We start from the raw sequence: 26240 nt of genomic DNA, 5'->3' as shown, positions 1-26240 counted from the left end.
TTTTTCATGCATACCTTCTTCATCGCCCCCACCGGCTTCGGTGTCGGCCTTACCTCCATCAGCCTCGGCCTGGTCGGTGCGCTGGAACGCAGCGGCCTCAAGGTCGGCTTCCTCAAGCCCATTGCCCAGCCGCATGCCGGCGACCTCGGCCCGGAACGTTCCAGCGAACTGATCTCGCGCACCCACGGCCTCAACTCGCCCAGGCCACTGCCACTGAGCCATGTCGAACGCATGCTCGGTGACGGCCATCTGGATGAACTGCTGGAAGAGATCATCAGCCTCTATCAGCAGGCCGCAGCGGACAAGGACGTGGTGATAGTCGAAGGCATGGTGCCGACCCGCCACGCCAGCTACGCCGCACGGGTCAACTTCCACCTGGCCAAGAGCCTGGATGCCGACGTGATCCTGGTCAGCGCCCCGGAGGACGAGAGCCTCAGCGAACTGTGCGACCGCATCGAGATCCAGGCCCAGCAGTTCGGCGGCCCCAAGGATCCCAAGATGCTCGGCGTGATCCTCAACAAGGTGCGCAGCCAGGATGGCATCGATGCCTTCACCGAACGCTTGGAGGAAACTTCCCCCCTGCTCAACAGCGAGAGCTTCCGCCTGCTCGGCTGCATCCCCTGGCAGGACGAGCTCAACGCGCCGCGCACCAAGGACGTCGCCGAACTGCTCGGCGCACGCATCCTCAACGCCGGCGATTACGAACAGCGACGCATGATGAAGATCGTGCTGTGCGCCCGCGCCGTGGCCAACAGCGTGCAACTGCTCAAGCCGGGCACCTTGGTGGTAACGCCGGGTGACCGTGACGACATCATCCTCTCCGCCTGCCTGGCGGCGATGAACGGCGTGCCCCTGGCCGGCCTTCTGCTGTGCAGCGACTTCGCCCCGGATCCGCGCATCATGGAACTGTGTCAGGGCGCCCTGGCCAACGGCCTGCCGGTGATGACGGTGAGCACCGGCTCCTACGACACCGCCACCAACCTCAACCGCATGAACAAGGAAATCCCGGTGGATGACCGCGAGCGGGCGGAGAAGGTTTCCGACTTCGTTGCCAGCCATATCGACCATGACTGGCTCAGCGCCCGCTGCGGCACGCCGCATGATCTGCGCCTGTCGCCGCCGGCCTTCCGCTATCAACTGGTGCAGCGGGCCAAGGCCGCGGCCAAACGTATCGTCCTGCCCGAGGGCAGCGAACCGCGCACCGTGCAGGCCGCCGCCATCTGCCAGGCGCGTGGCATCGCCCGCTGCGTGCTGCTGGCCAAGCCGGAAGAGGTGCAGGCCGTGGCCCGTGCGCAAGGCATCGAGCTGCCCGAAGGCCTGGAGATTCTGGACCCGGATCTGATCCGTGGCCGCTATGTCGAGCCCATGGTGGAACTGCGCAAGGGCAAGGGCCTCAATGCGCCGATGGCCGAAGCGCAACTGGAAGACACCGTGGTGCTGGGCACCATGATGCTGGCCCTGGACGAGGTGGACGGCCTGGTGTCCGGTGCCATCCACACCACCGCCAACACCATCCGCCCGGCCCTGCAACTGATCAAGACCGCGCCGGGCTACAACCTGGTGTCCTCGGTGTTCTTCATGCTGTTGCCGGATCAGGTGCTGGTCTATGGCGACTGCGCGGTGAACCCGGATCCGAGCGCCGAGCAACTGGCGGAAATCGCCCTGCAGAGCGCCGACTCGGCGCTGGCCTTCGGCATCGAGCCACGGGTGGCCATGCTCAGCTATTCCACCGGCGATTCCGGCAGCGGTGAAGAAGTGGAAAAGGTGCGCGCGGCGACCCGCCTGGCCCGGCAGAAACGCCCGGAGTTGCTGCTCGATGGCCCGCTGCAATACGACGCCGCGGCGATCGACAGCGTCGGTCGGCAGAAGGCACCGAACAGCCCGGTGGCCGGGCGCGCCACGGTGTTCGTGTTCCCCGACCTGAACACCGGCAACACCACCTACAAGGCGGTGCAGCGCAGCGCCGACTGCATCAGCGTCGGCCCCATGCTGCAGGGGCTGCGCAAGCCGGTGAACGACCTGTCGCGCGGGGCACTGGTGGACGACATCGTCTTCACCATCGCCCTGACCGCGATCCAGGCGGCCAATCCGCCGGCCTGAATAGGGTGCGCCGTGCGCACCGGGAAACGATGCGTTTTCTCTGGTGCGCACAGCGCACCCTACGGCGCGATACCGGCTGGTCATAACTGGCACTTGCAGGTCAGTGCACAATCGTTAACCTTGCCGCTCGAAACGGCTCGCAGCAGGGACTGCCGCAGCGTCTGAAACCCTCGGGGGTAGTCTGGAACACCCCCAGCATGCGCCACCCTTGGAGACATTCGTCCGATGCTGCACTTCCTGCCTGCCCCGCTGCGCGGCCTGATCGCCGGCCTGATGCTGGCCCTCAACACCCTGTTCTGGTGCTGGCCGCTGTTCTTCATCGCCCTGCTCAAACTGCTGTTGCCCTTCGCGCCGGTGCAGCGTGCGCTGCGTTTCGTGATGCATGGCATCGCCGAGAGCTGGATCGGCGTGAACAAGTTCTGGATGCGCCTGGTCGGTCGTATCGAGTGGCAGGTAAAAGGCCTGGAGCGTTTCGACACGCAACACTCCTACCTGGTCACCAGCAACCACCAGAGCTGGGTGGACATTCTGGTGCTGCAATACCTACTCAACCGACGCATGCCGCTGCTCAAGTTCTTCCTCAAGCAGGAGCTGATCTGGGTGCCGGTAATCGGCCTGTGCTGGTGGGCGCTGGAGTTTCCTTTCATGAAGCGCTTCAGCAAGGAATACCTGGCCAAGCATCCGGAAAAGCGCGGCCAGGATCTGGCCACCACACGCAAGGCCTGCGCGCGCTACAAGACCAACCCGGTGGCGGTGTTCAACTTCCTCGAAGGCACCCGCCTGACCCCGGCCAAGCATGCCCAACAGCAGTCGCCGTTCAAGCATCTGCTCAAGCCCAAGGCTGGCGGCATCGCCTTCGTCCTCGATGCCATGGGCGAGCAACTGCATGCCATCGTCAACGTCACCATCCACTACCCGCACGGCGTGCCCGGCTTTTGGGATCTGCTCTGCGGCCGCCTGGACGCGGTGCGGGTCAACTTCAGGCAGGTGGACATTCCACGCGAGTTCATCGGCCATAACTACGATCAGGACGAGGAATACCGCCAGCGCTTCCAGCTATGGGTCAACCAACTGTGGCAAGAAAAGGACGCGGAGCTGGACGCGCTCAAGCGGCAACAGGGATAGGCGACAGGCCCGGAAGGCTGCGGCCTCAATCGGGCCGCGGCAAAGGCAGCCGCGCCCAGTCCAGTTGCGCCGGCACCTGCAGTGCGGCATCGGCGGCAATGCCGGGTGCCACCAGAAACCCCTGCATGACAGCGCAATGATGGGCAACCAACCAATCACGCTGCTCCTGGGTCTCCACCCCTTCGGCAATCACCTCCAAACCGAGGTTCTGCCCGAGGTCTATGATGGTGCTGACCACCGCCGCATCGCGGGGTGAATCGAGCATGTTGGCGATGAACAGACGGTCGATCTTCAGCGTATCCAGCTCGAAGTGGCGCAGATAGGCCAGGGACGAATAGCCGGTACCGAAGTCGTCGATGGCGATTCTCACGCCCAGTTCGCGCAGGTGGCGCAGTTGCGCCTGGGTGCGCTCCAGATCCTGCATCAACGCACTCTCGGTGACTTCCACCTCCAGTTGGCTGGGATGCAGGCAATGGGTCTCGAGCACCTGCTGCAGATCGCTGACCAGATGCGGCATGCCGAACTGCACCGGGCTGACGTTGATGCTCAGCACCAGCTCCTCGCCGAAGCGCTGCCTGAAACCGGCGAGCTGCCTGGCGCCCTCGCGGAAGATCCACGGCCCCAGACGATTGATCAGCTGGGTCTCCTCCAATAGCGGGATGAAGACATTCGGCGCCACCGTGCCGGCCACCCGGTGCTGCCAGCGCAACAGCGCCTCGAAACCACGCAGCCGACCTGTCGCCATGTGGTACTGGGGCTGATAGACCAGCCTGAAATCATCGTTCTCGATGGCATGCCGCAGGCTTTCCTCGAGCAACAGGCGCGAACGCGCACGACCGTTCATCTCCGGCGAGAAGAAGCGATACTGCTGGCGCCCGGCGCGCTTGGCCTCGTACATGGCCATGTCGGCAGCGCGCAGCAGGCCCTCGACGCTCTGCCCGCACTCGGGGAAGCAGGCGATGCCGACACTGGCGCCCAGGGTGAAATCCACCCCCTCCATGCGATGCCTGACGGAAATCATCTCGATCAGTTTCTCTGCCACCTTGGCGGCGTCCTCGGGGTGGCTGAGGTTGTCCAGCAAGGCGGTGAACTCGTCACCGCCGATGCGCGCCAGGCTGTCGTAAGGGCGCAAGCAGGACTTGAGCTGCTCGCCGACACGCCGCAATAGCTGGTCGCCGGCCGCATGCCCCAGGGAGTCGTTGATGCGTTTGAAACCGTCCAGATCCAGATAGAGTACGGCCACCCGTTGACCACTGCGTTCGATCCGCGCCAAGGCCGACTCCAGGGCCTGGTGAAAGCCTCGGCGGTTGAGCAGGCCGGTCAGCGAGTCGGTCACCGCCTGCGACTCGAGCTGCGCGTGCAGATTGCGCACCACCGACATGTCCAGGGCGATGATCACCATGGCGTGCTGTGAGCGTGGCAGCGGCGAACAGGACAAGGCCACCGGCAGCAAACCGCCCTTGAAGGTACGCAGCATGGCCTCGTGCTCGCGATAGGTCTCATCACGCTGGAAGTGCTGGTAGAACTCCGAGTGCAGCCATCCCCCGCTGGTCGAGGGCGCTCTCAGGAAGGACATGAAATCACTGCCCTCGAGATCCCCCACCTCGCCGTCGAGCATCTGCGCCATGGCGGGATTGGCGAACTGGATGCGCCCATCCTGGCCCACCACCATGATGCCTTCGGCGGCATTGTCCAATACCGAGGCGTTGAAGGCGCGGGCACGGTCGAGCTGCTGGGTCAGTTGCAGCAGATCGCTGCGATTGCGTTCGTGCTCCAGCAAGCTGTGGATCTTGTGCCGCAGCATGGTCGGGTCGAAGGGTTTGAGCAGAAAATCCACCGCCCCGCTGCTGTAGCCACGCAGCACGGCATCCTGCGTCTGAGCGATGGCGGAAACGAAGATGATGGGGGTCAGGCGGGTACGGGGGTTACCGCGCATCAGGCGGGCCACCTCGAAGCCATCCATGCCGGGCATCTGCACGTCGAGCAGCACGAGGCCCACCTCCTCCTCGAGCAGGCAGCGCAGCGCCTGCTCCCCCGAACTCACGCAGCGCAACTGCCACTCACCCTCCTCCAGCAGGGCCCGCATGGCCTCGAGGTTCTCCTCACGGTCGTCCACCACCAACAGGATCTGCCTGTCAGCCATGGCAGCGTTCCTGTTCATCGCCAGCGCTCCACCTCTGTCCTTATGCCCGTGCACGGCTCACTCCTAACATCAGCTTAGATCATTGCCAGAGGGCGCCCTGCAGGGCACCTCTAAAAACTACCTGCGTTGCCATCACTGCGTTAAAAACAAGCTCAAAATGCTCATTTACAACTCGTAAACTCCGCTTTTTCGCTTGTTTTCGCCTTGTGCTGGCTACCTCGCCTACGTTTTTAGAGGCGCCCTGCGGACGCCCCCAGCCAGCGCTCCAACAGCACCAGCAACTCATCACGCTTGACCGGTTTGGCCATATAGTCGTCAGCACCTGCAGCGATGCATTTCTCGCGATCGCCCTTCATGGCGTGGGCCGTGAGGGCGATGATGGGAACGCCGCATTCATGCTCCTCCTTGAGCAGGCGCGTGGCCGTGTAGCCGTCCATGTTGGGCATGGCCATGTCCATCAGGATCAGATCGAAGGGCTCCTGCTGAAAGCTGGCGATGGCCTCCAGACCGTCCTTGACCGCTGTCACGCACAGCCCCACCTCGTCCAGCAGCGCCGTCATGGCGTAGAGATTGCGCACATCGTCATCCACCAGCAGGATGCGTCGCCCCTGCAATGGGCTGTGGATCACCTGTGTCGGCTCCGGCGCACGCACATCGCCAAGAAATCCCTGCACGGCGCGGCACAGTGCCTCACTGTCGTCACCCTGTTTGCACACCACCACGGCACTGTAGCGACGCAAGCGCTGCAGGCTCTGCTGGGTGACGTCGACACCGGTATTGATCACCACCCGCGTGCCTTGCAACGGGCGTATCTGGTTGAGCCTGTCGAGCAGGACGAAGCCATCCTGCTCGGGCAGATCGAGGTCGATCACCAGGGCGGCGAAGCTGCCTTGTGCATAGCAAGCACAGGCTTGCTCGGCATCCGCGCAGGCGGTGACCTGCAAGCCCAGTTGCGCCAGTTGCTCGCGATAATGCTCGCGCTCGGCCTCGACATCCTCCACCAGCAACAGGCTGCGCTCCTGTAGAGAGCCATGGCGCAGTTCGACGAACACCTGCTCCAGCTCATCACGGCCGATGGGTTTGACCAGATAGCGCGTACCGTCGTCATTCCAGCCCGCCGGTTGCGGCACGCAGGAGATGATGTGCACCGGCGTGTGGCGGTGGCTCGGCTGGGCACGCAGGCGACGAAAGAGCTGCCAGCCACTGAGGTCGGGCAAGAGAATGTCGAGAATCACCGCCGCGAAGGTCTCGTGCTGCAACAGCGTCAGGGCCTGCAACCCAGTGCGGCACTGCACGCTGGAAAAGCCATGGGCATGGGCCTCTTCGGCGATCACCGCGGCGAAATTGACGTCGTCCTCGACGATCAGCAGCGGCGGCCCCTCACCGGCCCGCTGGGGCGCCTCGTACTGCGCCTCGGGGACGCTGGCAGGCACCGTCTGTACCGGCAACCGCACGGTAAAGGCAGAGCCTTGCCCCGGTGTGCTCTGCAAGCTGATGTCGCCGTCGAGGGCCATCACCAGTTGCCGAGTGATGGCCAGACCCAAGCCGGTGCCACCGAAGCGACGACTGGTGGAACCGTCGATCTGCTGGAAGGCCTGGAACACCTGCTCGTGCTGCGCGGGATCGATGCCGATGCCGGTATCCTGAACGCAGAAACACAGCAACTCGCGCTCGTCGGCCTGGCGCCCCTCGCTGCTCACGGTCAGCGTCACTTCACCTCTGTCGGTGAACTTGAGCGCGTTGGACAGCAGGTTGCGCAGAATCTGATGCAGGCGCACACGGTCGGTATGCACCACGCGCGGCACACCGGCATCGAGCTGGGTATGCAGGCGCAGGCCCTTGACCTCGGCCATCGGACGCAAGCTGGCATCCAGTTCCACCAGCACGTCCTGCATGTTGATCGGCTCCAGCTTGATCTGGATGCGCCCTGCTTCGACCTTGGCCAGATCGAGCACGTCGTTGATCAATTGCAGCAGATCGCTGCCGGCGCGATAGACGATATCGGCATGCTTGGTCTGCTTCTCGGTGAGGTTGCCCGCTACGTTCTGACGGAGCTGGTCGCTGAGAATCAGGATACTGTTGAGCGGCGTGCGCAGCTCATGGGACATGTTGGCGAGAAACTCGGATTTGTAGCGGTTGGCCAACAACAGTTGCTCGGCCTGCTCGCGCAACTTGTGTTCGGCCGCCTTGCGCTCGCTGATGTCGATGATCACCGCCTGCACCAGGTTCTCCTCGCCATTGCGGATCGGCGACAGCCCCACCTCCAGCGGGATCATGCGACCCTCCCGATGCTGCCCGAACAGCTCGCGGTTGCCACCCATGCGGCGCTGCTCGGGCATGGCCTGATAACCCCGGCGCAGCGCCACGTGATTGCCTCGCTGCGCGGTGGGCAGGAGCATTTCCACCGGTTCACCGAGCAGCGCCTTGCGTTCATAGCCGAAGAGCAGTTCGGTCTGGCGATTGACCATGGCGATCCGCCCCATGTCATCGACCAGCAGGATGGCATTGGGCGAGGCCTCCACCACCAGGCGAAAGCGCTCTTCAGCCACCTTGCGTGCACGCAGGTCGACTAGGTTGAGCAGATATCCGCTGCCTTCGTAGAGGCTGTTCAAACTGATGCTGACCGGAATCGAATCGCCGCGCAGCGTGCGCAACGTGCGCTCGTCGGAATCGGCCAGTTGAGCCGGCAAGTCATGAGGCGATTCGAGATTGGGGATCACCCGCAGCACGGACTCGCCAATCAGCTCTGGCACCTTGCAATCGAGCAACTCGGCTGCGCTACGGTTGGCAATCTCGATGCGGCCTGAGTCGCTGCACAGCAGCGTCGCCACCGGCAGGCGCTCGATCAGCAGGCGAAAGCGCTCCTCGCGCTCCTTCAGCTTGGCGGTGGCCAGCGCGTTCGTGTACTGCTTGCGGTCACGCTGATAAAGATAACTGCCGACCAACAGAGCCAGCAACACGGCTACCGCCAACCCCGCCCAGAGATTGAACTGGCGAGTTTCGGCATTGACCGCACGCTCGTACTCGGCGGTGCCGAACACCTTCAGTGACCAGGTACGCCCATACAGCTCCAGATCCTGCTGGCTGCCGAACAGCGGCGGCTGCGACGCTCCAGGGCGCGCCATGCTGAGCAAGGGGCTGTCGCTCGCCTGCCGATCAGCCAGAACGATATCGAAGCGGCGGCTCTGCAGCCCGAGAATGCCCTCGATCAGGTCATGGATGCGAAAGGCCCCATGCACCAGTCCCAGCAGCGCAGCACGGCGCTCCTGCGGGGTGTTCAGAGCCTTGCCAGCCTGAAAGACCGGCAGAAACAACAGCACCCCCGGCTGCTGGTTGACTTCGGTCTCCTGGCGCAATACCACGGGCCCGCTGAGACTGGCCTCCCCCGTCTCGATGGCCCGCTCTATGGCGGCTTGCCGCACCGCCTCACTGAGCATGTCGAACCCCAGCGCACGCCGATTGCGCCAGTCCAGCGGGCTGACGTAGTCGATGGGCAGATAGTGCTCGCGTTCTCCTTCGGGAAATATCTGATAGTCCAGACGCCCTTGTGCTCGCTGCCTGGCAAGAAATTCCCCGAGTTGCTCGGCACTGATGAAGCGTGACCAGGCCACTGCCTGGATACCGGGGTAATGATCCTGCAGTTGCAACTGATCGAGGGCACGATCCCATTCCCCCTGCGAGACGTCAGCGCTGCCGATCAGCAGCCCGGAGACACCCCGCAGCACCATCTCGTAGCTCTGCATGCGCGCCAGCACCTGCTGACCTATCTCCTGCGCCTCGAGCTGAAAACGCTGCTGATACCCTTCGGCCTGCCGATCCTGATAGGCCTGCCACTGCCACAACAACAACCCGACAAGCACCGACAGCAGCAGTAGCGCCAACAGTACGGGACGCCACGGCTTGGGTGGTGCAACGACGCTGCCCTCCATTGATTTTCCCCCGGCTCATCCAATAGCAACCGCGCAGCATTCGTGTACGAACGTTCCGCATTCATTGAGGGTAGTCTAGACAGACTTTTCGAGGATGGCCTTGTGCCAGGAAATAACCGACAGACAGTCAAGCAAGCCCCTGCATGACAGGGGCTGGAAGGGAGGGAAATTGCCGTATCAGAGCGGTTGCAGGTTGATCTCGACGCGGCGGTTCTGCGCCCGTCCGGCTTCGCTGGCATTGCTGGCGATCGGCTGGCTGGAGCCGGCACCATAGGCCGAGATACGTTGCGCCGGCACGCCATTGGCCGTCAGGTAGCTGGCCACGCTCTGCGCGCGGCGCTGCGACAGGCTCTGGTTGAGAGACTGCGAGCCGGTGCTGTCGGTATGGCCAACGATGTTCACGCCGTTCTTGTCGAACTCCTTGAAAACCAGCACCAGGGAGTTGAGGGTCGGATAGAAGCTGCTGGAGATATCGGCGGAGTTGCTGGCGAAGGTGATGTTGCCAGGCATGATCAGCTTCAGGTCATTGCCATTGCGCTGCACCTGCACGCCAGTGCCTTGCAGCGTCTGGCGCAGCTTGGCCTCCTGGGTGTCGACATAGTAGCCGTAACCGCCGCCCGCCGCGCCGCCGACGGCCGCACCGATCAAGGCGCCCTTGGCACGGTCCTTCTTGCTCGAAGTGGCAGCGCCGATCACCGCCCCAGTGGCCGCACCGATGCCGCCATAGATGCCGGCCTTGCCCGCCTGACGCTCACCGGTATAGGGATTGGTGGTACAGCCGGCCAGCACGGCCATGACTGCGGTTGCGGCAGCCAGATTTCGCCAGATTTTCATGAGATATCCTTAAAACACTTGAGAATTCAGCTAATTAGCCGAGTACTTCGAGCCCGTTGAAAGGCTCGAAGTTCCCTCGTGTTTTTCGGGGCGACCTCACTGCACGCCGGGCAAGGGCCGCAACGTCACCTCGACACGGCGGTTCTGCGCCCGGCCGTCAGGCGTATCGTTGCTCGCAATCGGATTATCCGGCCCCATGCCGCGCGTGCTCAGACGGCTCGAGTCGACACCCTGCGCCAGCAGGTAGTCGGCCACGCTCTGGGCACGGCGTTGCGACAAATCCATGTTGTGGCTGCGCGAACCGGTGCTGTCGGTGTAACCGACGATCTCGATGCTGTTCTGGTTGTACTGACGGAAGGAGTTGGCCAGGTTGTTCAGCGGCTGATAGAAGCTGCTGGAAATCTGCGCCGAGTCGGTGGCGAAGGTGATGTTGCCAGGCATGACCAACTGGATCACATCACCCTGGCGCTGCACCTCGACGCCGGTGCCCTGCATGCTGCGGCGCAGTTCGGCCTCCTGGCGGTCGGCGTAATAGCCGTAACCGGCAGCGGCAGCACCGGCTACCGCCGCGCCGATCAGGGCGCCCTTGCCACGGTTGTCATGGTTGATCAGGGCGCCAGCAGCGGCACCCGCCAGGGCACCGAGACCGCCATAGGTCGCGGTACGGTTGGAGCTCGGTGCGCTCTGGTCGTAGGGATTTTGCGAGGCACAGCCAGACAGCAGCAGAGCGCCGGAGCACAGGGCGATGAGAGGCAAGCGGAACATAGGGCATCTCCAGAAGTGACGCGGTGATGGCCTTTTGAACACGAACATTGCCATTAGTGCCCTGTCAGGCGCGAATAAAGGGATTCTCGCGCATCTCCTCACCGAGGCGCGTGTCGGGGCCATGCCCGGTGACCACGGTGGCGTCCTCGTCCAGGGCGTAAAGGCGCTGCTTGATCGAGCGTTCGATCGTGGCGTAGTCCCCGCCCCACAGATCGGTACGGCCGATACCGCGACGGAACAAGGTATCCCCGGCGATCAACAGCTTGGCCTCGGCGAACCAGAAGCTCATCGAGCCCGGCGTATGCCCAGGGGTGTGCAAGGCCACGCCACAGCCGCAGGCCAGCTCATCGTCATCGGCCAACCAGCGATCCGGCGCCGGTACGGGCGTATAGGGCACACCGAACATGCGGCACTGCATCTCCAGGTTGTCCCAGAGGAACTGATCGTCCTTGTGCAGATGCAAGGTTGCGCCGGTCTTTTCCTTCATTTGCCGGAGGCGAGGAAATGATCGAGGTGGGCGTGGGTGTGGATGATGCTCACCACCTTGAGCCCATGCGCGTCGAGCCGCGCCATGATCAGATCGGGATTGCCGCCCGGGTCGACCACGATGGCCTTCTTCGTGAGCGGGTCACCGATGATAGTGCAGTTGCACTGCAATGGGCCGACGGGGAAGGTTTCGCGGATCAGGGCGGGTGCTGCGGGGTTCATCAGACGTCCTCGTGACGGTATTCACTCGGCAGTTTACCCGTCCACTTGCGGAACGCACGGCGGAAATTCGAGGGGTCACTGTAACCCAGCAGATGGGCGATCTCGAACAGCGGCAGGTGGGTGGTGCTGAGGTATTGCAGAGCCAGACGACGGCGCACGTCGTCGAGTACCTGCTGGTAGCTGGTGCCCAGTTGTGCCAGGTGCCTACGCAGGCTGCGCGCGCTGGTATGCAGCGCCTGCGCGGCGCCATCGAGGTCGGGAAAGTCACCAGGGTGCGCCAGCAGCAAGCGGCGAACTCGCGTGAGCAGCTCGTCCTGCACGTCGAGACTGGCCAGCAGGGCTTCGCACTGGCGTTCGCACATTTGCACCGTGGCAGGGTTGGCAAGGGCCATGGGGCGCTGCAGGTAGTGGCTGGGCAAGCGCATCCAGTGATAGGCCTGCTCGAACTGCACGGGCACGCCGAACACCTCCTTGTAACGCGCTGCATGAGGCGGCGGAGCATGGGCGAAGCCGATGGCAAGGCCATGCAGGTCGTCCGCCAGCAGGAAGCGAACGATGGTGTGCATGCTGCTCAGCAAGCCTTCGGCGGCGAAGCAGGACTGCATCCCCATGGGCAGGGTTTCCACCGCGCGCAACTCGGTATAGCCGCCCTGCTCGACCAGTTCCAGATCGAATGCCAGGCCCAGCACCCGGTAGTAGCGCAAGGCGAACTGCAGCGCCTTGCCCAGGTTGGCACTGGCCAGCACGGCATAGCCAAGAATGCCATGGGTGGACACGTTGAGCCGTTGCCCCAGGATCAGCCCCAGTGCCGGCTCCTGGCAAAGCTCGAGCGCAGCCTGGGTGAGTTGATGAAAGTCGATGAAGGACAGGCGCTCTGCGGGATTGCCCAGTATCTCGGGCCTGACACGAGCAGCGCCAAGCAGGCTGGCACGGGGCACGCCCAGTTCCTCGGCAAGGCTCAGCAGCGCCTCGGCATAGGCAACAGGCACCCGTTCGGCAGCTAGGAGAAAACTCTGATTCATCGGCAGTCTGGCCATATATGACCCATGGGCGATTCGACCTTAATCGCCCACACGCGCCACAGCGCCCAACTTTCTAATGGCGATGAAAAAAGTGGCCGGATATGACCTGAACTATGGCTGCTAAGAACCTGTGCACTGTCGTGCAACCTGCGCATAGTGGACTAGGACTCATAACAAGCAATTGGAGGCCATATGGCCAGCACCACTCCGGCCGGGCTGCAGATTCGTCCCCGGCATATGGATTTCGACCTGCCCAATCCGCTGCCGCGCCACTGGCATGGCGGCGATGCCTTCAAGAGCCACCTGTTCGATGCCATGTCGGCGCTGTTTCCAGATGGCGAGCGCTTCTTCATCGACTCGGTACGCCATTTCCGCGAGCAAATCGAAGACCCGCTGCTCAAGGAGCAAATTCGCGGTTTCATCGGCCAGGAAGGTCACCACAGCCGCGAACATCTGGAGTACAGCCAACGCCTGCGCGACCTGGGTTACGACATCGGGCGCATCGAGAAACGTGCCCGCCTGCGCATCCGCTTCATCCAGAAGCGCTTCTCGCCCGAACGCCTGCTGGCCACCACCGCCGCACTGGAGCACATCACCGCGATCATGGCCGACGGCCTGCTGCGCAACCCGCATTACATGGACGGCGCCCACCCTGCCCTGGCGCGCCTGTGGCGCTGGCACGCCCTGGAGGAAACCGAACACAAGGCGGTGGCATTCGATGTCTACAACCAGGTGTGTGGCAACCGCTTCATGCTGCGCCGCGCCATGATCATGGGCACCTTCTTCTTCGTGAAGGACACCCTGTACGGCCTGGCACACATGCTCAAGGTCGATGGGCTGCTGTGGAACTGGCGCGTCTGGCGCGACGGGCTGCGCTGGATGTGGGGCAAGGACGGCGTGTTCCGCCCCCTGCTCGGCACCTATCGGGACTTCTTCAAGGGTGGCTTCCATCCCTGGCATCATGACAACCTCGACCTGCTGTACAGCGCTCGCGAAGAGTTCGACGGTGCCGCACAGGGCCAGGCTAACGCCGCCTGATCCTCTGACAGAATCCGGGCCAGGCTAGCGGCCTGACAGGGTGCTGGCATCTCGGCTCGGCCAAGGAGGCATGCGACGCAGCCTTTTTCTTGGTTCTTCATGGAATCTTGGGAAGTCAGCCCTGATACCGGACTGGCTAGTTTGTGTGTAGCTCGTTGGTTGTTCGGGTGCTTGTTCCGGTTTGCCGCGTTTTTGTTGATGTTTTTGGTTTCGCCCTCCCGGGCGAGTCACTTTTGGGGCAAAAGTAACCAAAACCTCCGCCCTTTCATCCGGCCCTGGCTGCGCCAGGGTTCGCTCACTCCATCGCCGTTCCAGAGGCCCGCCGCGGTGGGCCATCCCTGGCCCATCGCGGCTTTCGCGACATCCATGTCGCTCAACCTCTTCCACGACGATTCCGTTCGCCCTCCTGGGCGGGCTCTGCACGCGCCTGAACCCGAGGTAACCCAGAAGTAGCGTGGAGTGCTTGAACATAGGGTCAGCCTTAGGGCTGACCGAGATGCCGGTCGCAGGCCGACAAGCTGAAACTACGCGAATGAAACTATCGGTTTAATTCGGCGACTACATCGTGACTTCACAGCAGGCAGAGCACGCAGGGCTACCCTGGCATACCTGTCCGCTCAGGCGCGCGAATGGCCCCTTCAGGAGGGTGAGTGGAATCGTTGCGTAGAGGGTTGAGCGGCATGGATGCCGCGAGAGCTGCGATGGGCCAGGGATGGCCCTTCGCAGCGTGCCCTCGGAGCAACGATGGAGCGAACGAACCCCGGCGCAGCCGGGGCCGGATGGCGGGGCCAAGCCTTTTTGCCTTCTTTTGTGGCGTTTGACAAAAGAAGGTCGCCGGGAGGCGAAACGGGAGATATCAGCAGAACGCGATAAACAGCTTTACACCGAAAGCAAAAAACCACTCACATAAACTTGCCAGTCCGATATCAACCAAGCATTCCCGAAGAACCTTTTCCTAGCCACCTGGCCCGACAACTACCGAGCCAGGTAACTCGTCTTCAACCCAGCAGAAATTTCATCGCGTCGGCTGCGCTCTGCTCGGGAATCTCCTCCATGGGGATATGCCCGACACCGGGATAGACCTTGACCTGGATACCCGGCAGGTCTCGCTGCCAGAGCGGCACGTGCTTGGGCGAGATCCAGCGATCACGCTCACCCCACATCAGCAGCGTGGGCGTCTGGATCTGCGCCACCCGCTGCGGCGTACCCTGCAGCTCCGTCTTGTTCACCTTGAGCAGCACGCGGAAGATATCCATCATCGCCCGACGATTGCCAGGGCGCCGCGACAGGTCGTAATAGCGATCGACCACACCGGGTTTGATTCGCCCCGGCTCGCCGTAGACCTCACGGATGCCCTGGGCAATCAGCGCATGCGGCATCCACAGCGGCATGGCGATGGTGGCACCAGGCAAGGCCGCGGAGGCGATCATCCACGGCACCTTTTTCATGTGGTAGCCAGCCGGGTCGATCAGCACCAGCTTGCTGACCCGCTGCGGTTGTGCCAGGGCAAAGTTCCAGGCGATGTAACCGCCCAGGGAATTGCCGGCGAGCACGGCGCGCTCCACCTGCAGGTAATCGAGCAACTGCTCCATCACCCGCAACATGCGCTCGGCCGAATACTCACCGTCGCGGGCAGGCCCAGTGAGGCCGAAGCCCGGTACGTCGAAACGGATGATGCGGTAATGCGGGGCGAAGGCCTGCACCCAGCCATCCCAGGTGTGCAAGGAAGCGACCACGCCATGGATCAGCACCAGCGCCGGCTTGTCACGACTGCCTTCGTCACGGTAGTGGACGTTGAACCCGTCGATCTCGACATAGCGCGAGCCTTGATCAGGGTTGCCATAACGCGCCTTCAGACGCTCGAGCGGCAAGGCGCCAAAACCCAGACGGGCAAAACCGGCAGCCAACGGCGGTTGCAGGGGCAGGCTATGGGCGGACATGCAGAGCACCTCGATTCTTGTTATGGAAAAGCACGATCAGACCACGATTGCCCGGCGAACACCGCCCAACCTAGGTTGAGCCGGGACAGAGCGAGGCGATCAGCAGATCCCCGAGCACGGCCTTGGCGCGCTCGATCTCTTCACGACTGGCGTTGCGTCCGAGCAGGTCGAGGGAGGTGGACTCCAACGCCCAGATCAGCGCCCGATAAACCAGCGGATCACGCGGTTGCAGCTCCGGTTCCAGGCGCTCGACCAGTAGCCGCAGCATTTCCTCGTGGGCATGGCGACGATGCGCGGCTAGCGGGGAACCGGCACGCAGCGCCTCCTCCTGCATCATGCGGATGATCGGCCCAACCGCCAGGTGGTAGTCGAAGAAACGTTCGACCATGGCGCGCAGCCAGGCCGCGGGGCTGCCGGCCACGCTTTGCATTTCGCGAAAGCGCGCCAGCAGCAGTTGCACGGCGGTCTGGTAGATGCCCTCGAGCACCTCCATCTTGTTGGCGAAATACTTGTAGAAGGTACGCCGGGAAACCTGGCCGGCCTCGAGCAGGTCACCGACGGTGACATCCTCCAGTCCCTTGCGGGTAAATACCGGAATGGCCGCCAACTGGATGTTGGTGCGTTGCAGGTGCCCCACCAGCGGGCCGTCACTGCCCTGCCGCGCCAGCGCCCCATAACCGCCGAGATCCTCGAAAACGGCGCGTACCGCCCCATGCTCGTCCATCGCTCCTCCCAACCAAGGCGCGGGTGACGAAGCGCGACGAGCTAGGTACTCTGAGGCTGCCTTCAACCGCGGATGATCACTGTGCCGAACACCCTAGCACGCCGCCTGCTCTGGCCGCTGGCCATCCTTTTGCTGGTCTGCACCCACGCGCATGCCGCTGAACTGTTCTACCTCGGCCAGCGCATTCCCGATACGCAGAAGCCCTGGCGCAGCAGCGACTACCAGCAATTGCTGGAGGCCTTGCGCAAGGTGGACGAGACTCAGGCCAACGCCCTGCCCCGGCGCAGCGGTGAATTCACCGGGCCGATCTATCAGCGCATGGTGTCGCCGGAGAATTTCCGCCCGCAATTGAACATCTACGCCCCGCTGGAGCTGCGCCAGAATGAAGCGCGGGAGATGCTGTTCCAGCTCAAGGAACTGATGCGCCTGTATTTCGACTTCCGCGCCAAGCAGCAACCCTACGCTGCCGAAGCGCTGGGCCTGATGAGTTACTCGCTGCGTCAGCAGGCGATCCTGTTCAGCCTGACCACCGAATTCTGGATGACCCTGTCGCAGAGCGAGCAAAGCAACCCGGTGCGCCTGCAGGGCCTGCAGGAAACCAAGGAAGCAGCCGCCATGCTCACCTCCGGCGCCCTCGACTACCTGAACCTGACCCAGGCCTTCGGTCGAGACGAGCTGCTGCTGTACAGCGCCGAGGTGAGCGAGCAACTGCCGGAGCTGTTCATCCACTTACCGGCGGACATGCAGGCCCAGCTTCTCGCCCGCATCGAACAGATCAGCAAGGAGCATCGTTACCCCCAGGTGCGCGAGAACATGGCCAGCCTGCTACCGGTACTGAGCGCCATCCATGAAGACGTCAAGCGCAAGATGGCCGAACCGGTAGCTGCGCCGGCCAAGCCCACGACGCTCGACCTGAGCCTGCCGCCCTCAGGCCAGTAAGCCCAGCACCTTGGCCCGTGCCACGGCTTGAGTGCGCCGCTCCACCCCCAGCTTGCTGTTGATGTGGCGGGCATGGGTCTTGACCGTATGCAGCGAGATGAACAACCGCTCGCTGATTTCCTGGTTGGAGCACCCCCGGGCAATCAACTGCAGCACCGCCAGCTCCCGCGTGCTGAGTTTCTCCGCTGGTGCGGCTTCTACCACCACCTCCTCGGCCACGGGCGCGGGCAGCCGCGCGAGCAAGTCTTCGCGCAAGGGTTCGTCTGGGCACTCAGCCAGGTGTGCAGCCAGCCAATGCGGCTGGTGCTGCAACAACTCGTCGAAAGCTAGCAGCACGCCACTCCGCGCAGCTTCCAGGCAGGCATCGAGCAACTGCCGCGCCTCGTGCGTATTGCCCGCCTGGTGCAACAGCTGCGCCAGTTGCGCCTGCGCCATCACCGCCACCAGATGCCCACCCAAGGCTTGCGCCTGTTGCACCAGGGCACGCAAACGCCGCTCCGCCGTGTTCATGTCGCCCTGCAAACGGATCAAAGCGGCCATCTGCAATTCGATGTGCAACGCCAATTGCGGATGGAATTCCGGTGCGCTGTTACGGTTGTTCTCGCCATAGGTGGCCTGCAGTTGCGGCAACCACGCCGCGGCCAGCTCGATTTGTCCCTGACGCAACCAGAGCTCACATTTGATCAGGGTGATCATGGCCAGGTAGTAGACTGCCGGCACGTCCCAGACATGCATCAGCCGCTCCGCCTCGCCGAGCAAGGCGAAGGCTTCGGCACTGCGCCCCGCACGGCCCTCCAGACTGGCCATCACGCAGTAGCCGATGAGCACGCCGACATCTCGGCAGGCCCTGGCCTCGGCCACGCCCCGCTGCAGATGCTCCAGCGCCTCCACCGGCTGCAGGCGCAGGCTATGCAGGTAGCCCTGGTAGATCTGCAAGCGCGCGCGTACCGAATAGCTACGCTGCGCGGACAGCCCCTGCAGGCAGGAGAGCCCCTGGTGCACCTCATCCTGCGCACGCAGCACTTCACCACGGGCTTGCAACACCCGCGCCCGCTCATAGTGGGCGATGGCCTCGAACAAGGGGTTGCCGACACGCTGGGCCAGTTCCAGCGCATCGCGATTGAGCCCGCGCGCGCGCCACAGGTCACCGCGCACCACGGCCAGGTTGGCCAGACAGGCCAGGCACATGAAGTGCGGCCCATAGCGCTCGCTCTTCAGGCCGGCCAGAGCTTCGCTGCACTGCCGCTCGGCCCGTTCGCCGTCGCCACGGCCACGGGCGATCACGCCATCGAGCGCCTGCCACTGGGCCAACAGGCTGCGCTGGGTGACCGGCTCGGCGGCAGGCAGAAAGCGTTCGAGCTGTTGCAGCAGCTCCTGCGCAGCATCCAGTTGGCAGGCCAGGGCCAACGCCCAGCCATAGAGCATGATCAGACGTGGCGTGCTGGCCAGCAGGCTATCGGGCAGATTGGCCTTCCAGCGCAGCAGCATGGCCACGTTCTGCTCGCCCAGTAGCTGCTCTTCGGACAGGCTCTGCACCAGGTTGGCGGCAACATCGCTGTGCCCGGCCAGCAGCGCCTGCTCGACCGCAGCATCCAGCAGGCCCTGAGCGGCGAACCAGCGACAGGCGCGCAGGTGCGTACCCTCGTGGCTGCGTCCGGAGGCTTCCTGTTGGCGAGCCTTGAGCAGGTCGGAAAACAGATGGTGATAACGGAACCAGCGCCCCTGCTCATCGAGCGGTACCAGAAATACCTGGTTGGCCTGTAGCTGACGAATGATCGCAGCACTGTCCTGGCTATCACGCACGGCATCGCACAAGGAGGCGCAGAAACGCTCCAGGCAGGCGGTTTCCAGCAGAAACCGCTGCACATCGCTCGGCTGCCGTTCGATCACTTCTTCCAGCAGGTAATCGCGAATCAACCCTTCGCTCCCCTGCAGAACCATGGGTTCACAGCGCTCAACGACGTCGTTTTCATGTGCCAGCAGCCACAGGCGCAGCCCCGCGATCCAGCCTTCGCTACGCTGCAGAATGACTTCCGTCTGGCGTGGCCCCAGGTGCGCCCCCTGATTGGCCAGCAGCACATCCAGCTCTTCGGCCGTCAGGCGCAGATCCTGCTCGCTCAGCTCGAGTAGTTGCCGCGACAGGCGCAAGCGCGCCAGGTGCCAGTCCGGACGTTGGCGACTGGTCACCAGCAGCAGCACGCTGGGCGGCAGATGGTTGAGCAAGAATTGCAGGCAACGATCCAGCACGGCGCCCTGGGCCAAGTGGTAATCGTCCAGCACCAGCAACAGTGGCCGAGCCTCGTCCTGCATTTGGGTCAGCTCATCGAGTAGCCCGTCGAGCCATTGCTCGAAGGCGAAGGGCTGATGTCGCTGACGCATTTTCAGCAGCGCCAGTGCCTCACCGCCAAGCCTTGGATGGTACTGCTGCAAGCCCAGGAGCAAACGCTCCAGAAAGCGCCCGGGATCGGCGTCGCGCTCGCTCAGGCCGAGCCACAGGCTGTGCCAGTGCGCAGGCAGACGCTCACAGAACTCGATGGCCAGCGAACTCTTGCCGAACCCTGCTGGCGCGCACACCAACAGCAGGTGGCCCTGCAGACCGCTGCGCAAACGCTCGCACAAGCGTGGTCTGGGCACATAACCCGCCGGTAACGGCGGTCGATAGAAGCGCGCCTCCATCGCGGTGGACAATCCTGACAAGCGTGAGAGATCGGTCATCGGCCGGTCCTTGGGAGCATCGGTCAGCGGGGGCTGATCTGCCTCAGACTAGCGGCTTGCACAGGGCATTTGAAGGCTCCGCTACAGACGGTAACGAAAAAGCCGGCACTGGGCCGGCTCATTCGTCTTGCGTGCTGCAATGGTGCTTAGCGCACACCCGCCTGGCGCAGAGCCGCTGGGGTGTAGTCGCTGCTGGAGGCCTTGTAGTTGAAGTCGTAGGCCTGCTTCTCCTCGTTCTTCATGCCCAGGGCCAGGTAGCGACCGGACAGCAGGTCATACAGGGCTTCCAAGGTGTACCAGGGTACTTGCTTGTTGTAGTAGTACTGGGACTGCGCCTCAGCCACGCGCCACAGGGTGCCACGACCATCGTAGTGGTCGATCAGCGCGGCTTGCCAGGTGTCTTCGTCGATGTAGAAGTCACGCTTGGCGTAGATGTGGCGCTCGCCCGGTTTCAGGGTCGCAACCACGTGCCAGACACGGTGCAGCTCGTAACGAGTCAGATCCTGGTTGATGTGCCCAGCCTTGATGATGTCATCGTACTTGAGGTTCGGCGAATCGAGCTTGTAGGCGTTGTAGGGGATATAGATCTCCTTCTTGCCTTCGAGCTTCCAGTCGTAACGATCCGGTGCACCGTTGTACATGTCGAAGTTGTCCGAGGTACGCAGACCGTCAGCCGCAGTACCCGGGCCGTCATAAGACACCTGCGGAGCACGACGCACGCGACGCTGACCGGCGTTGTACAGCCAGGCCAGACGCGGCTCCTTGACCTGGTTGAGGGTCTCGTGCACCAGCAGCACGTTACCGGCCAGACGCGACGGCGCGGTCACACGCTGCTTGAAGTAGAAGAGCACGTTGCTCTCCTTGCTCGGGTCGTAGTCGGTCAGCGCATCACGGAAGGTGAACTCGTCCTGGAAGTACACCAGCGAGTAGGAGCCGTTGGCCTGCGGAGTCGCCTGAGTCACCACACGGCTCACACTGCCACCACGGTAACGGGTGATGTGGTTCCAGATCACTTCCAGGCCGTTCTGCGGAATCGGGAAGGGGTTGGCGGTCTGGAAGTTCTCCAGACCGTTACCGCCTTCAACCAGCTTGGTGTTGACCGCGTTCTGCTTGGCGGCCTCGGCCACTGCCGCCGGCACGTTGGCCGAGCGGTGGGTCGGGTAGACCGGCATCTTGTAGCTGTCCGGATAGCGCTTGAACATCGCCAGTTGCCCAGGGGTCAGCTTGTCCTTGTACTGGTCGACGTTCTGCGCGGTGATGGTGAACAGCGGTTGCTCGTTGGCGAACGGGTCGGACAAAAAGCCTTTGCTGTCCACGGTGCCGGCGTTGACCGGCAGACCACCGGTCCAGGCCGGGATCGAACCATCGGCATTACCGGCCATCTCGGCGCCCAGCGGCGTCAGGGTATTACCCAACTTGGCCGCCTCCTCCGGCGACACGGCAGCCATCACGCTGGTCGCCAGAAGAGACAGTGCCAGAGCGCCGCTTTGCCACAGAGTTTTTGTTGTTTTCATGTGCATGCTCATTCCTCGAATTCCTGGCAGCTTAGAAGTTCATGCCGAAGCTGAGAGCGACGAAGTCACGATCGCGTTGGGTGTTGAAGTCGCCACCACCGAAGAAGGTGGTGTACGACAGGTCAGCGGTGTAGGTGTTCTGGTACTCGGCGTTGAGGCCCAGGCTGACGGCCTTGCGACCTTCCTCGAAGTTCGCACCCGGGCCTGGAGAGTAACCGTCCACGTCATGCGACCAGGCCACGCTCGGGCGCAGGTTCACACCGGCGAAGGCGCTGGGGTAATCCCAGATGGCGCGTGCGCGATAACCCCAGGATGTGCTGGTGGTGAAGCCATCATTGTTACAGTGCTTGTCGACGTTGCTGTAGTCAGGCTGCGGCGCGCGATCCAGAGTGGCACGGTTCAGCGTGGCACAGGCACCGCCTGGCAACTCGCCCGGGCCGAAGACCGGGTCGCGGCCATAGCGAGCCTTGGAAGTGCTTTCCAGCCCACCGACGTAGGTAACGCCCAATTCACCCACCAGAGTCAGACGGCTGGCGCCCATGACCTGATCGAAGAAGTGGGTCAGCGTGGTCTGGAACTGGGTGATTTCCTTGCGGCGGTAACCATTGAGTTCCTGACCCGGAGCACCGGTCAGCAAGGAGGCATTGGTGTAAGGATTCACAACGATGTTACCAGCCCCCAGGTTCACCCCGGTGTTGATTGAGAGATCCTTGATGCCAGCATAGAGAATGTCGGTGCTGTTGAGTTGTACCGGGGCATTGGGCCGGTAGCTCAGTTCACCACTCCAGGCCGTACCAGTGGGCAGCGTGGTGGAGAAGCTGATGCCGTACAGGCGGATGTCTTCCGGATACTCGACGAAGTAGCTGCTGCTACCGGCAAAGCCGGAGGCGCCGGCACCGGCCAACGCTGTCACTACCGGGCTGATTGCTGCTGGGTTACCTGCAATCTGCGCCTGCGCGATGGCACTGAGGGTCTGGTTGATCCGGGCGGTCTGCGCGGCCGAAGCACCCTTGCCGCTGAAGATCGGCAGGCGGCTGTGATAGTTCATCGCGTAGAAGCCGAACTCGGTGTCCAGCGGTTCGGAGAAGTAGCGGAACGCTACACCCCACTGGCCGCTATCACGGGCGTCCTTGTCGCCAGCACGGGGCACGATGACGCCCTCGTTGGTCACGTTGGTGGCCCCTAGCTGGGAGAACAGCGCAAGCTGTTGCGCGGTCAGCGCCGGGCGGCCAGCCAGCACAGCCAGGTTCTGGTCGCAGCCATCGGCGATAATGTCGGGCTGCGAGAAGAAGGTGCTGCAGTTATCAACGACCGTCTGATCCCACTCGAGCTGGTAGAAGGCTTCCATCGACAGGTTATCGGTCAAGCTCTGGGACACGTAGAACATGTTGACCGGGATCAGGCCTTCCTTGATCTCCGCGCCCGGACGGCGGAACGCCGAGACATCGATCGGGTTGACCGCATTGATGCCACCGCCGATGAAGGTGCTCTCGCCCCAGTTCACCACCTGCTTGCCGAAGCGAACGCTGCCGGGCAGATCGGCAATGGTGTAGTTGTGATAGATGAAGGCGTCGAGGATTTGACCACCGGAGGACTGTGCGCCCTCCTTGCGGTTGTGGTCGCTGATGTCCTTGAACGGACGGCTTTCGTCCTTGAGCTCGAAGTCGTACCAGTACTTGCCACGCACGAACACACCGGTATCGCCGTACTTCAGCTCGAGGTCATGGATACCCTTGAAGATCTTGGAGAAGGTTTCGCCACGCTTGAAGTTCAGGTGACTGTCATCGGAGGTCATCGACAGGCCACGCCCGCCATTGTTGTAGCCGATCAGATCCTTGTCGGCCTTCTCGGTCGACCAACTGGCACCCACCGACAGTTGCGAGTCGAACTGCCCTTCGATCTCGCCGATGTTGAAGGTGACGCCGAATGCCGGGGCGGCAAGGGTGGATGCGAGGCTGACGGCCAGCGGCAGTTTCGCCAGACGCCAGTAGGGTTGGTTCTTTGTCATCGACGCTACTCCATGTGTTTTTTGTTATGGATGCTTTGACTATAGCCAGCAGGCTGTACCGTTTGATCCCTCGAAAGAGTGATTTGCAGCCCTCAGGCACTCTGGCCCGCAGGTTTCAGCCCCTGCGTTCAGTCAAGCATGGACGCTAAACAGCAATTAGCAAGCCAAACGCTTGTTTGACTGGGTAGTCACTTCGGCTACCCAGCCCCCATGCCCACTAGAGAGTGGACAAAAAAGCACTCCCGGCTTGCTGCCAGTCGGTGATGTCCAGGCGAATGCGCTTCTTGTCCAGTTTTCCGACACTGGTCTTGGGAATTTCAGTAACAAGGGCAATCTGGGTGGGAATGGCCCACTTGTTGATATGGCCCTGTTCGACGAAAGGCTTGAGATGCTCCTTGAGCCCCTTGGCATCCAGCGTCTGGCCCTCGTGCAGGATCAGCAGGGCGAAAGGCCGCTCACCCCACTGCGGATCCGCCACCCCTACCACGGCGACTTCGCGCACGGCCGAATGACGGCTGATCAGGTCTTCCAGCTCCAGCGAGGAGATCCACTCGCCGCCGGTCTTGATCACGTCCTTGATGCGGTCACGGATATCGATGACCCCCATCGCATCGAGCGTGGCCACATCCCCGGTGTGCAGCCAGCCATGCGCCCAAAGCTCCTCGCCCTTCTCCGGTTCACGGAAATACCCTTGAGTCAGCCAGGGTGCGCGCAATACCAACTCGCCCTGGGTTTCGCCGTCGCTGGGCAACAGCCGGCCCTCACCATCCATGATGGCCGCCTCCACCAGGGGCACCGGGACACCCGCCTTGATGCGGTAGGTGATGCACTCATCCTCGCTGCCGGCGCGCAGCTCCTCGTTGAGGTAGGCGCAGGAAATCAGCGGGCAGGTTTCCGACATGCCATAGGCCGCCGTGAGCTGGATGCCACGCGCCTTGGCGGCCTCGTACAGCGAGCGGTTGAGCGCACTACCGCCGATGATCATGCGCATGCCGCCGAAATTGTGCCCCTGTGCCGAGGGGGCATTGAGCAGCATCTGCAGGATGGTGGGGACACAGTGGGTGAAGTTGACCTTCTCCTGCTTGATCAGGTGGCAGAGCATGTCCGGCTCGTAGCGCCCCGGATAGACCTGCTTCACACCGAGCATGGTGGCCACGTAAGGCACGCCCCAGGCATGCACGTGGAACATGGGCGTGATCGGCATGTAGACATCGTCGTTGCCGAGCAGGCGGATGCTGTCCAGGGCACTGACAGTGGCAGCCATGGCCAGGGTATGCAGCACCAGTTGCCGGTGGGTGAAGTAGACCCCCTTGGGGTTGCCGGTGGTGCCGGTGGTATAGAAGGTGGTGGCCACCGAGTTCTCGTCGAAATCGGCGAAGTCGTAGCTCGGGCTCGCCGCTGCCAGCAGGCGTTCGTATTCACCGATCAGGTTCGGCAGCTCGCAGCTCTTGTCCTCGCCATCGGTGAGCAGCAGAGTCTTCTCCACCGTGGTCAGTTGCCCGGCGATGCCCTGATACAGCGGCACGAACTCGCTGTTGACCAGCACGAAGCGATCTTCGGCGTGGTTCATGGTGTAGAGGATCTGATCCGGCGACAGGCGGATGTTGATGGTGTGCAGCACGGCGCCGAGCATGGGGATGGCGAACATGCATTCGAGGTAGCGGTGGCTGTCCCAGTCCATCACCGCCACGGTGTCACCGGCCTTGACCCCGGCCTCGCTGAGCACGTTGGCCAGGCGCGCCACGCGTTCGTTGAAGGTGGCGTAGCTGTAGCGCAGCTTGTCGCGGTAGACGATCTCGCGGGTCTTCTCGTAGCGACTGCCGGACAACAGCAGACGCTTGATCAGCAAGGGGTATTCATGGGCATTGGCAGCCGCGGGGATGATACGAGTCTGCAGCATGGAATCACCTTCTTGTGCACGAAAGGAATCACGGTCTGCTGCGACTTTAGAGCGCTACGCTTGCGACAGAATCATCCCAAAGAATGATTTGCACCCCCAGCGCTCACTTTTTTCCACACCTGCGAACCTGGCTCAACGCATTTCGCTGAAGGCCAGCTTGACCCCGATGCCCACCAGCACCACGCCCATCAGCCGATCGAACCAATGGCCCATGCGGGCGAAACCGGCGCGCACACGCGGCTGACTGAACAGCCAGGCCACCAGGCAGAACCAGGTCGCCGTGGCCAGCGCCAGGTAGAGGCCGTAGCCAGCCTGGATCGACAGCGGCGTGTGCGGGTCGATCACCACGGTGAACAACGACAGGAAGAACAGCGTGGCCTTGGGGTTCAGGCCATTGGTGACGAAGCCGGTGACGAAGGCACCGCGCCTGCTGCGCGTCGCACCGGCCAGAGCCAGCTCGGCAGCGGCCGGATCGGCGGGCCGCGCGCGCAAGGCCTTGATGCCGATATACAGCAGATAGGCGGCCGCCAGCCATTTCAGAACATTGAACAGCATGATCGACTGCGACACGATCAGACCGATGCCCAACAGCGAATAGGCCACGTGCACGAGAATGCCAGTGCCTACCCCCAGCGCGGTGAACACGCCGGTGCGCCGCCCATGGGCCACGCTTTCACGCACGACGATGGCGAAATCCGGGCCGGGGCTGGCCACTGCCAGCAGGTGAATCAGGGCAACGGTGAGAAATTCGCTCCAGTACATGGCGGCTCCGCAGTGGCATCGAAGGTCTGATAGGCTCGCCAATCTACTCCCGTGCCCTCGCTGCGAAAAGGTAT

At 62.9% G+C, this 26240-nt stretch carries 16 protein-coding genes and 1 pseudogene; 4 read left to right on the top strand and 13 right to left on the bottom strand.

All coding sequences use genetic code 11. The features are described 5' to 3' along the window. The first annotated feature begins 6 nt into the window (after positions 1-6). Together pta and ACSVIK_RS16095 are read left to right on the top strand one after the other, a co-directional pair. On the top strand, positions 7-2100 hold the full coding sequence (pta, locus tag ACSVIK_RS16100) for a phosphate acetyltransferase (protein WP_442445266.1): 2094 nt from the start codon (positions 7-9) through the stop codon (positions 2098-2100). Positions 2101-2325: 225 nt separating this feature from the next. Continuing rightward, positions 2326-3225 carry an acyltransferase gene (locus ACSVIK_RS16095; RefSeq protein ID WP_442445265.1) on the top strand — a complete coding sequence of 300 codons (900 nt, stop codon included), beginning with the start codon at positions 2326-2328 and terminating at the stop codon, positions 3223-3225. A gap of 25 nt (positions 3226-3250) precedes the next feature. Here ACSVIK_RS16095 and ACSVIK_RS16090 read toward each other — a convergent pair whose 3' ends face one another. The 6 genes and pseudogenes from ACSVIK_RS16090 to ACSVIK_RS16065 all read right to left on the bottom strand — a co-directional run bounded on the left by ACSVIK_RS16090 (position 3251) and on the right by ACSVIK_RS16065 (position 12626). Next, positions 3251-5368, bottom strand: coding sequence for a putative bifunctional diguanylate cyclase/phosphodiesterase (locus tag ACSVIK_RS16090; RefSeq protein WP_442445264.1), 2118 nt, complete (start codon positions 5366-5368; stop codon positions 3251-3253). 230 nt (positions 5369-5598) lie between these two features. Beyond that, positions 5599-9297 carry a CHASE domain-containing protein gene (locus ACSVIK_RS16085; RefSeq protein WP_442445263.1) on the bottom strand — a complete coding sequence of 1233 codons (3699 nt, stop codon included), beginning with the start codon at positions 9295-9297 and terminating at the stop codon, positions 5599-5601. A gap of 177 nt (positions 9298-9474) precedes the next feature. Continuing rightward, complete coding sequence (locus ACSVIK_RS16080; RefSeq protein ID WP_268181555.1) at positions 9475-10131, bottom strand: OmpA family protein; 657 nt, start codon at positions 10129-10131, stop codon at positions 9475-9477. Between the two features lie 96 nt (positions 10132-10227). After that, the gene (locus tag ACSVIK_RS16075; RefSeq protein WP_268181553.1) at positions 10228-10896 is read right to left on the bottom strand and encodes an OmpA family protein; all 669 of its coding nucleotides are present in this window, start codon (positions 10894-10896) and stop codon (positions 10228-10230) included. A gap of 64 nt (positions 10897-10960) precedes the next feature. Then, positions 10961-11604, bottom strand: a pseudogene (locus ACSVIK_RS16070) (MBL fold metallo-hydrolase). Beyond that, positions 11604-12626 carry an AraC family transcriptional regulator gene (locus ACSVIK_RS16065; RefSeq protein ID WP_442445262.1) on the bottom strand — a complete coding sequence of 341 codons (1023 nt, stop codon included), beginning with the start codon at positions 12624-12626 and terminating at the stop codon, positions 11604-11606. The pseudogene ACSVIK_RS16070 and the gene ACSVIK_RS16065 overlap by 1 nt, the downstream one beginning before the upstream one ends. Positions 12627-12818: 192 nt before the next feature. Between ACSVIK_RS16065 and ACSVIK_RS16060 the strand changes: the two genes are divergently transcribed. Next, entirely contained in the window at positions 12819-13664 is an 846-nt protein-coding gene (locus ACSVIK_RS16060) for a metal-dependent hydrolase (protein ID WP_442445261.1), read from the top strand. Between the two features lie 998 nt (positions 13665-14662). Here the strand turns inward: ACSVIK_RS16060 and ACSVIK_RS16055 are convergent. Together ACSVIK_RS16055 and ACSVIK_RS16050 are read right to left on the bottom strand one after the other, a co-directional pair. Beyond that, entirely contained in the window at positions 14663-15604 is a 942-nt protein-coding gene (locus ACSVIK_RS16055) for an alpha/beta fold hydrolase (protein WP_442445260.1), read from the bottom strand. 70 nt (positions 15605-15674) lie between these two features. After that, positions 15675-16328, bottom strand: coding sequence for a TetR/AcrR family transcriptional regulator (locus ACSVIK_RS16050; protein ID WP_442445259.1), 654 nt, complete (start codon positions 16326-16328; stop codon positions 15675-15677). Positions 16329-16400: 72 nt separating this feature from the next. Between ACSVIK_RS16050 and ACSVIK_RS16045 the strand changes: the two genes are divergently transcribed. Then, complete coding sequence (locus ACSVIK_RS16045; protein ID WP_442445258.1) at positions 16401-17267, top strand: hypothetical protein; 867 nt, start codon at positions 16401-16403, stop codon at positions 17265-17267. Here ACSVIK_RS16045 and ACSVIK_RS16040 read toward each other — a convergent pair. From ACSVIK_RS16040 to ACSVIK_RS16020, 5 genes are all read right to left on the bottom strand, one after another. Then, complete coding sequence (locus tag ACSVIK_RS16040) at positions 17256-19982, bottom strand: LuxR C-terminal-related transcriptional regulator (RefSeq protein ID WP_442445257.1); 2727 nt, start codon at positions 19980-19982, stop codon at positions 17256-17258. The genes ACSVIK_RS16045 and ACSVIK_RS16040 overlap by 12 nt on opposite strands. Positions 19983-20128: 146 nt before the next feature. After that, positions 20129-21496 (bottom strand): DUF1329 domain-containing protein, encoded by a 1368-nt coding sequence (locus ACSVIK_RS16035; protein WP_442445256.1) that lies wholly within the window; start codon positions 21494-21496, stop codon positions 20129-20131. Between the two features lie 31 nt (positions 21497-21527). Further along, a complete protein-coding gene (locus ACSVIK_RS16030; RefSeq protein ID WP_442445255.1) occupies positions 21528-23504 on the bottom strand; it encodes a DUF1302 domain-containing protein in 1977 nt (658 codons plus the stop codon). A gap of 217 nt (positions 23505-23721) precedes the next feature. Then, positions 23722-25404, bottom strand: coding sequence for a fatty acid--CoA ligase (locus tag ACSVIK_RS16025; protein WP_442445254.1), 1683 nt, complete (start codon positions 25402-25404; stop codon positions 23722-23724). Between the two features lie 132 nt (positions 25405-25536). Then, positions 25537-26166, bottom strand: a complete 630-nt coding sequence (locus ACSVIK_RS16020; protein ID WP_442445253.1) for a LysE family transporter — start codon at positions 26164-26166, stop codon at positions 25537-25539. Positions 26167-26240 lie beyond the last annotated feature (74 nt).

It is taken from the genome of Pseudomonas sp. NCHU5216, assembly GCF_052156495.1.
Classification (GTDB): Bacteria; Pseudomonadota; Gammaproteobacteria; order Pseudomonadales; family Pseudomonadaceae; genus Aquipseudomonas.
This window is presented reverse-complemented; position numbering and strand designations above follow the sequence as displayed.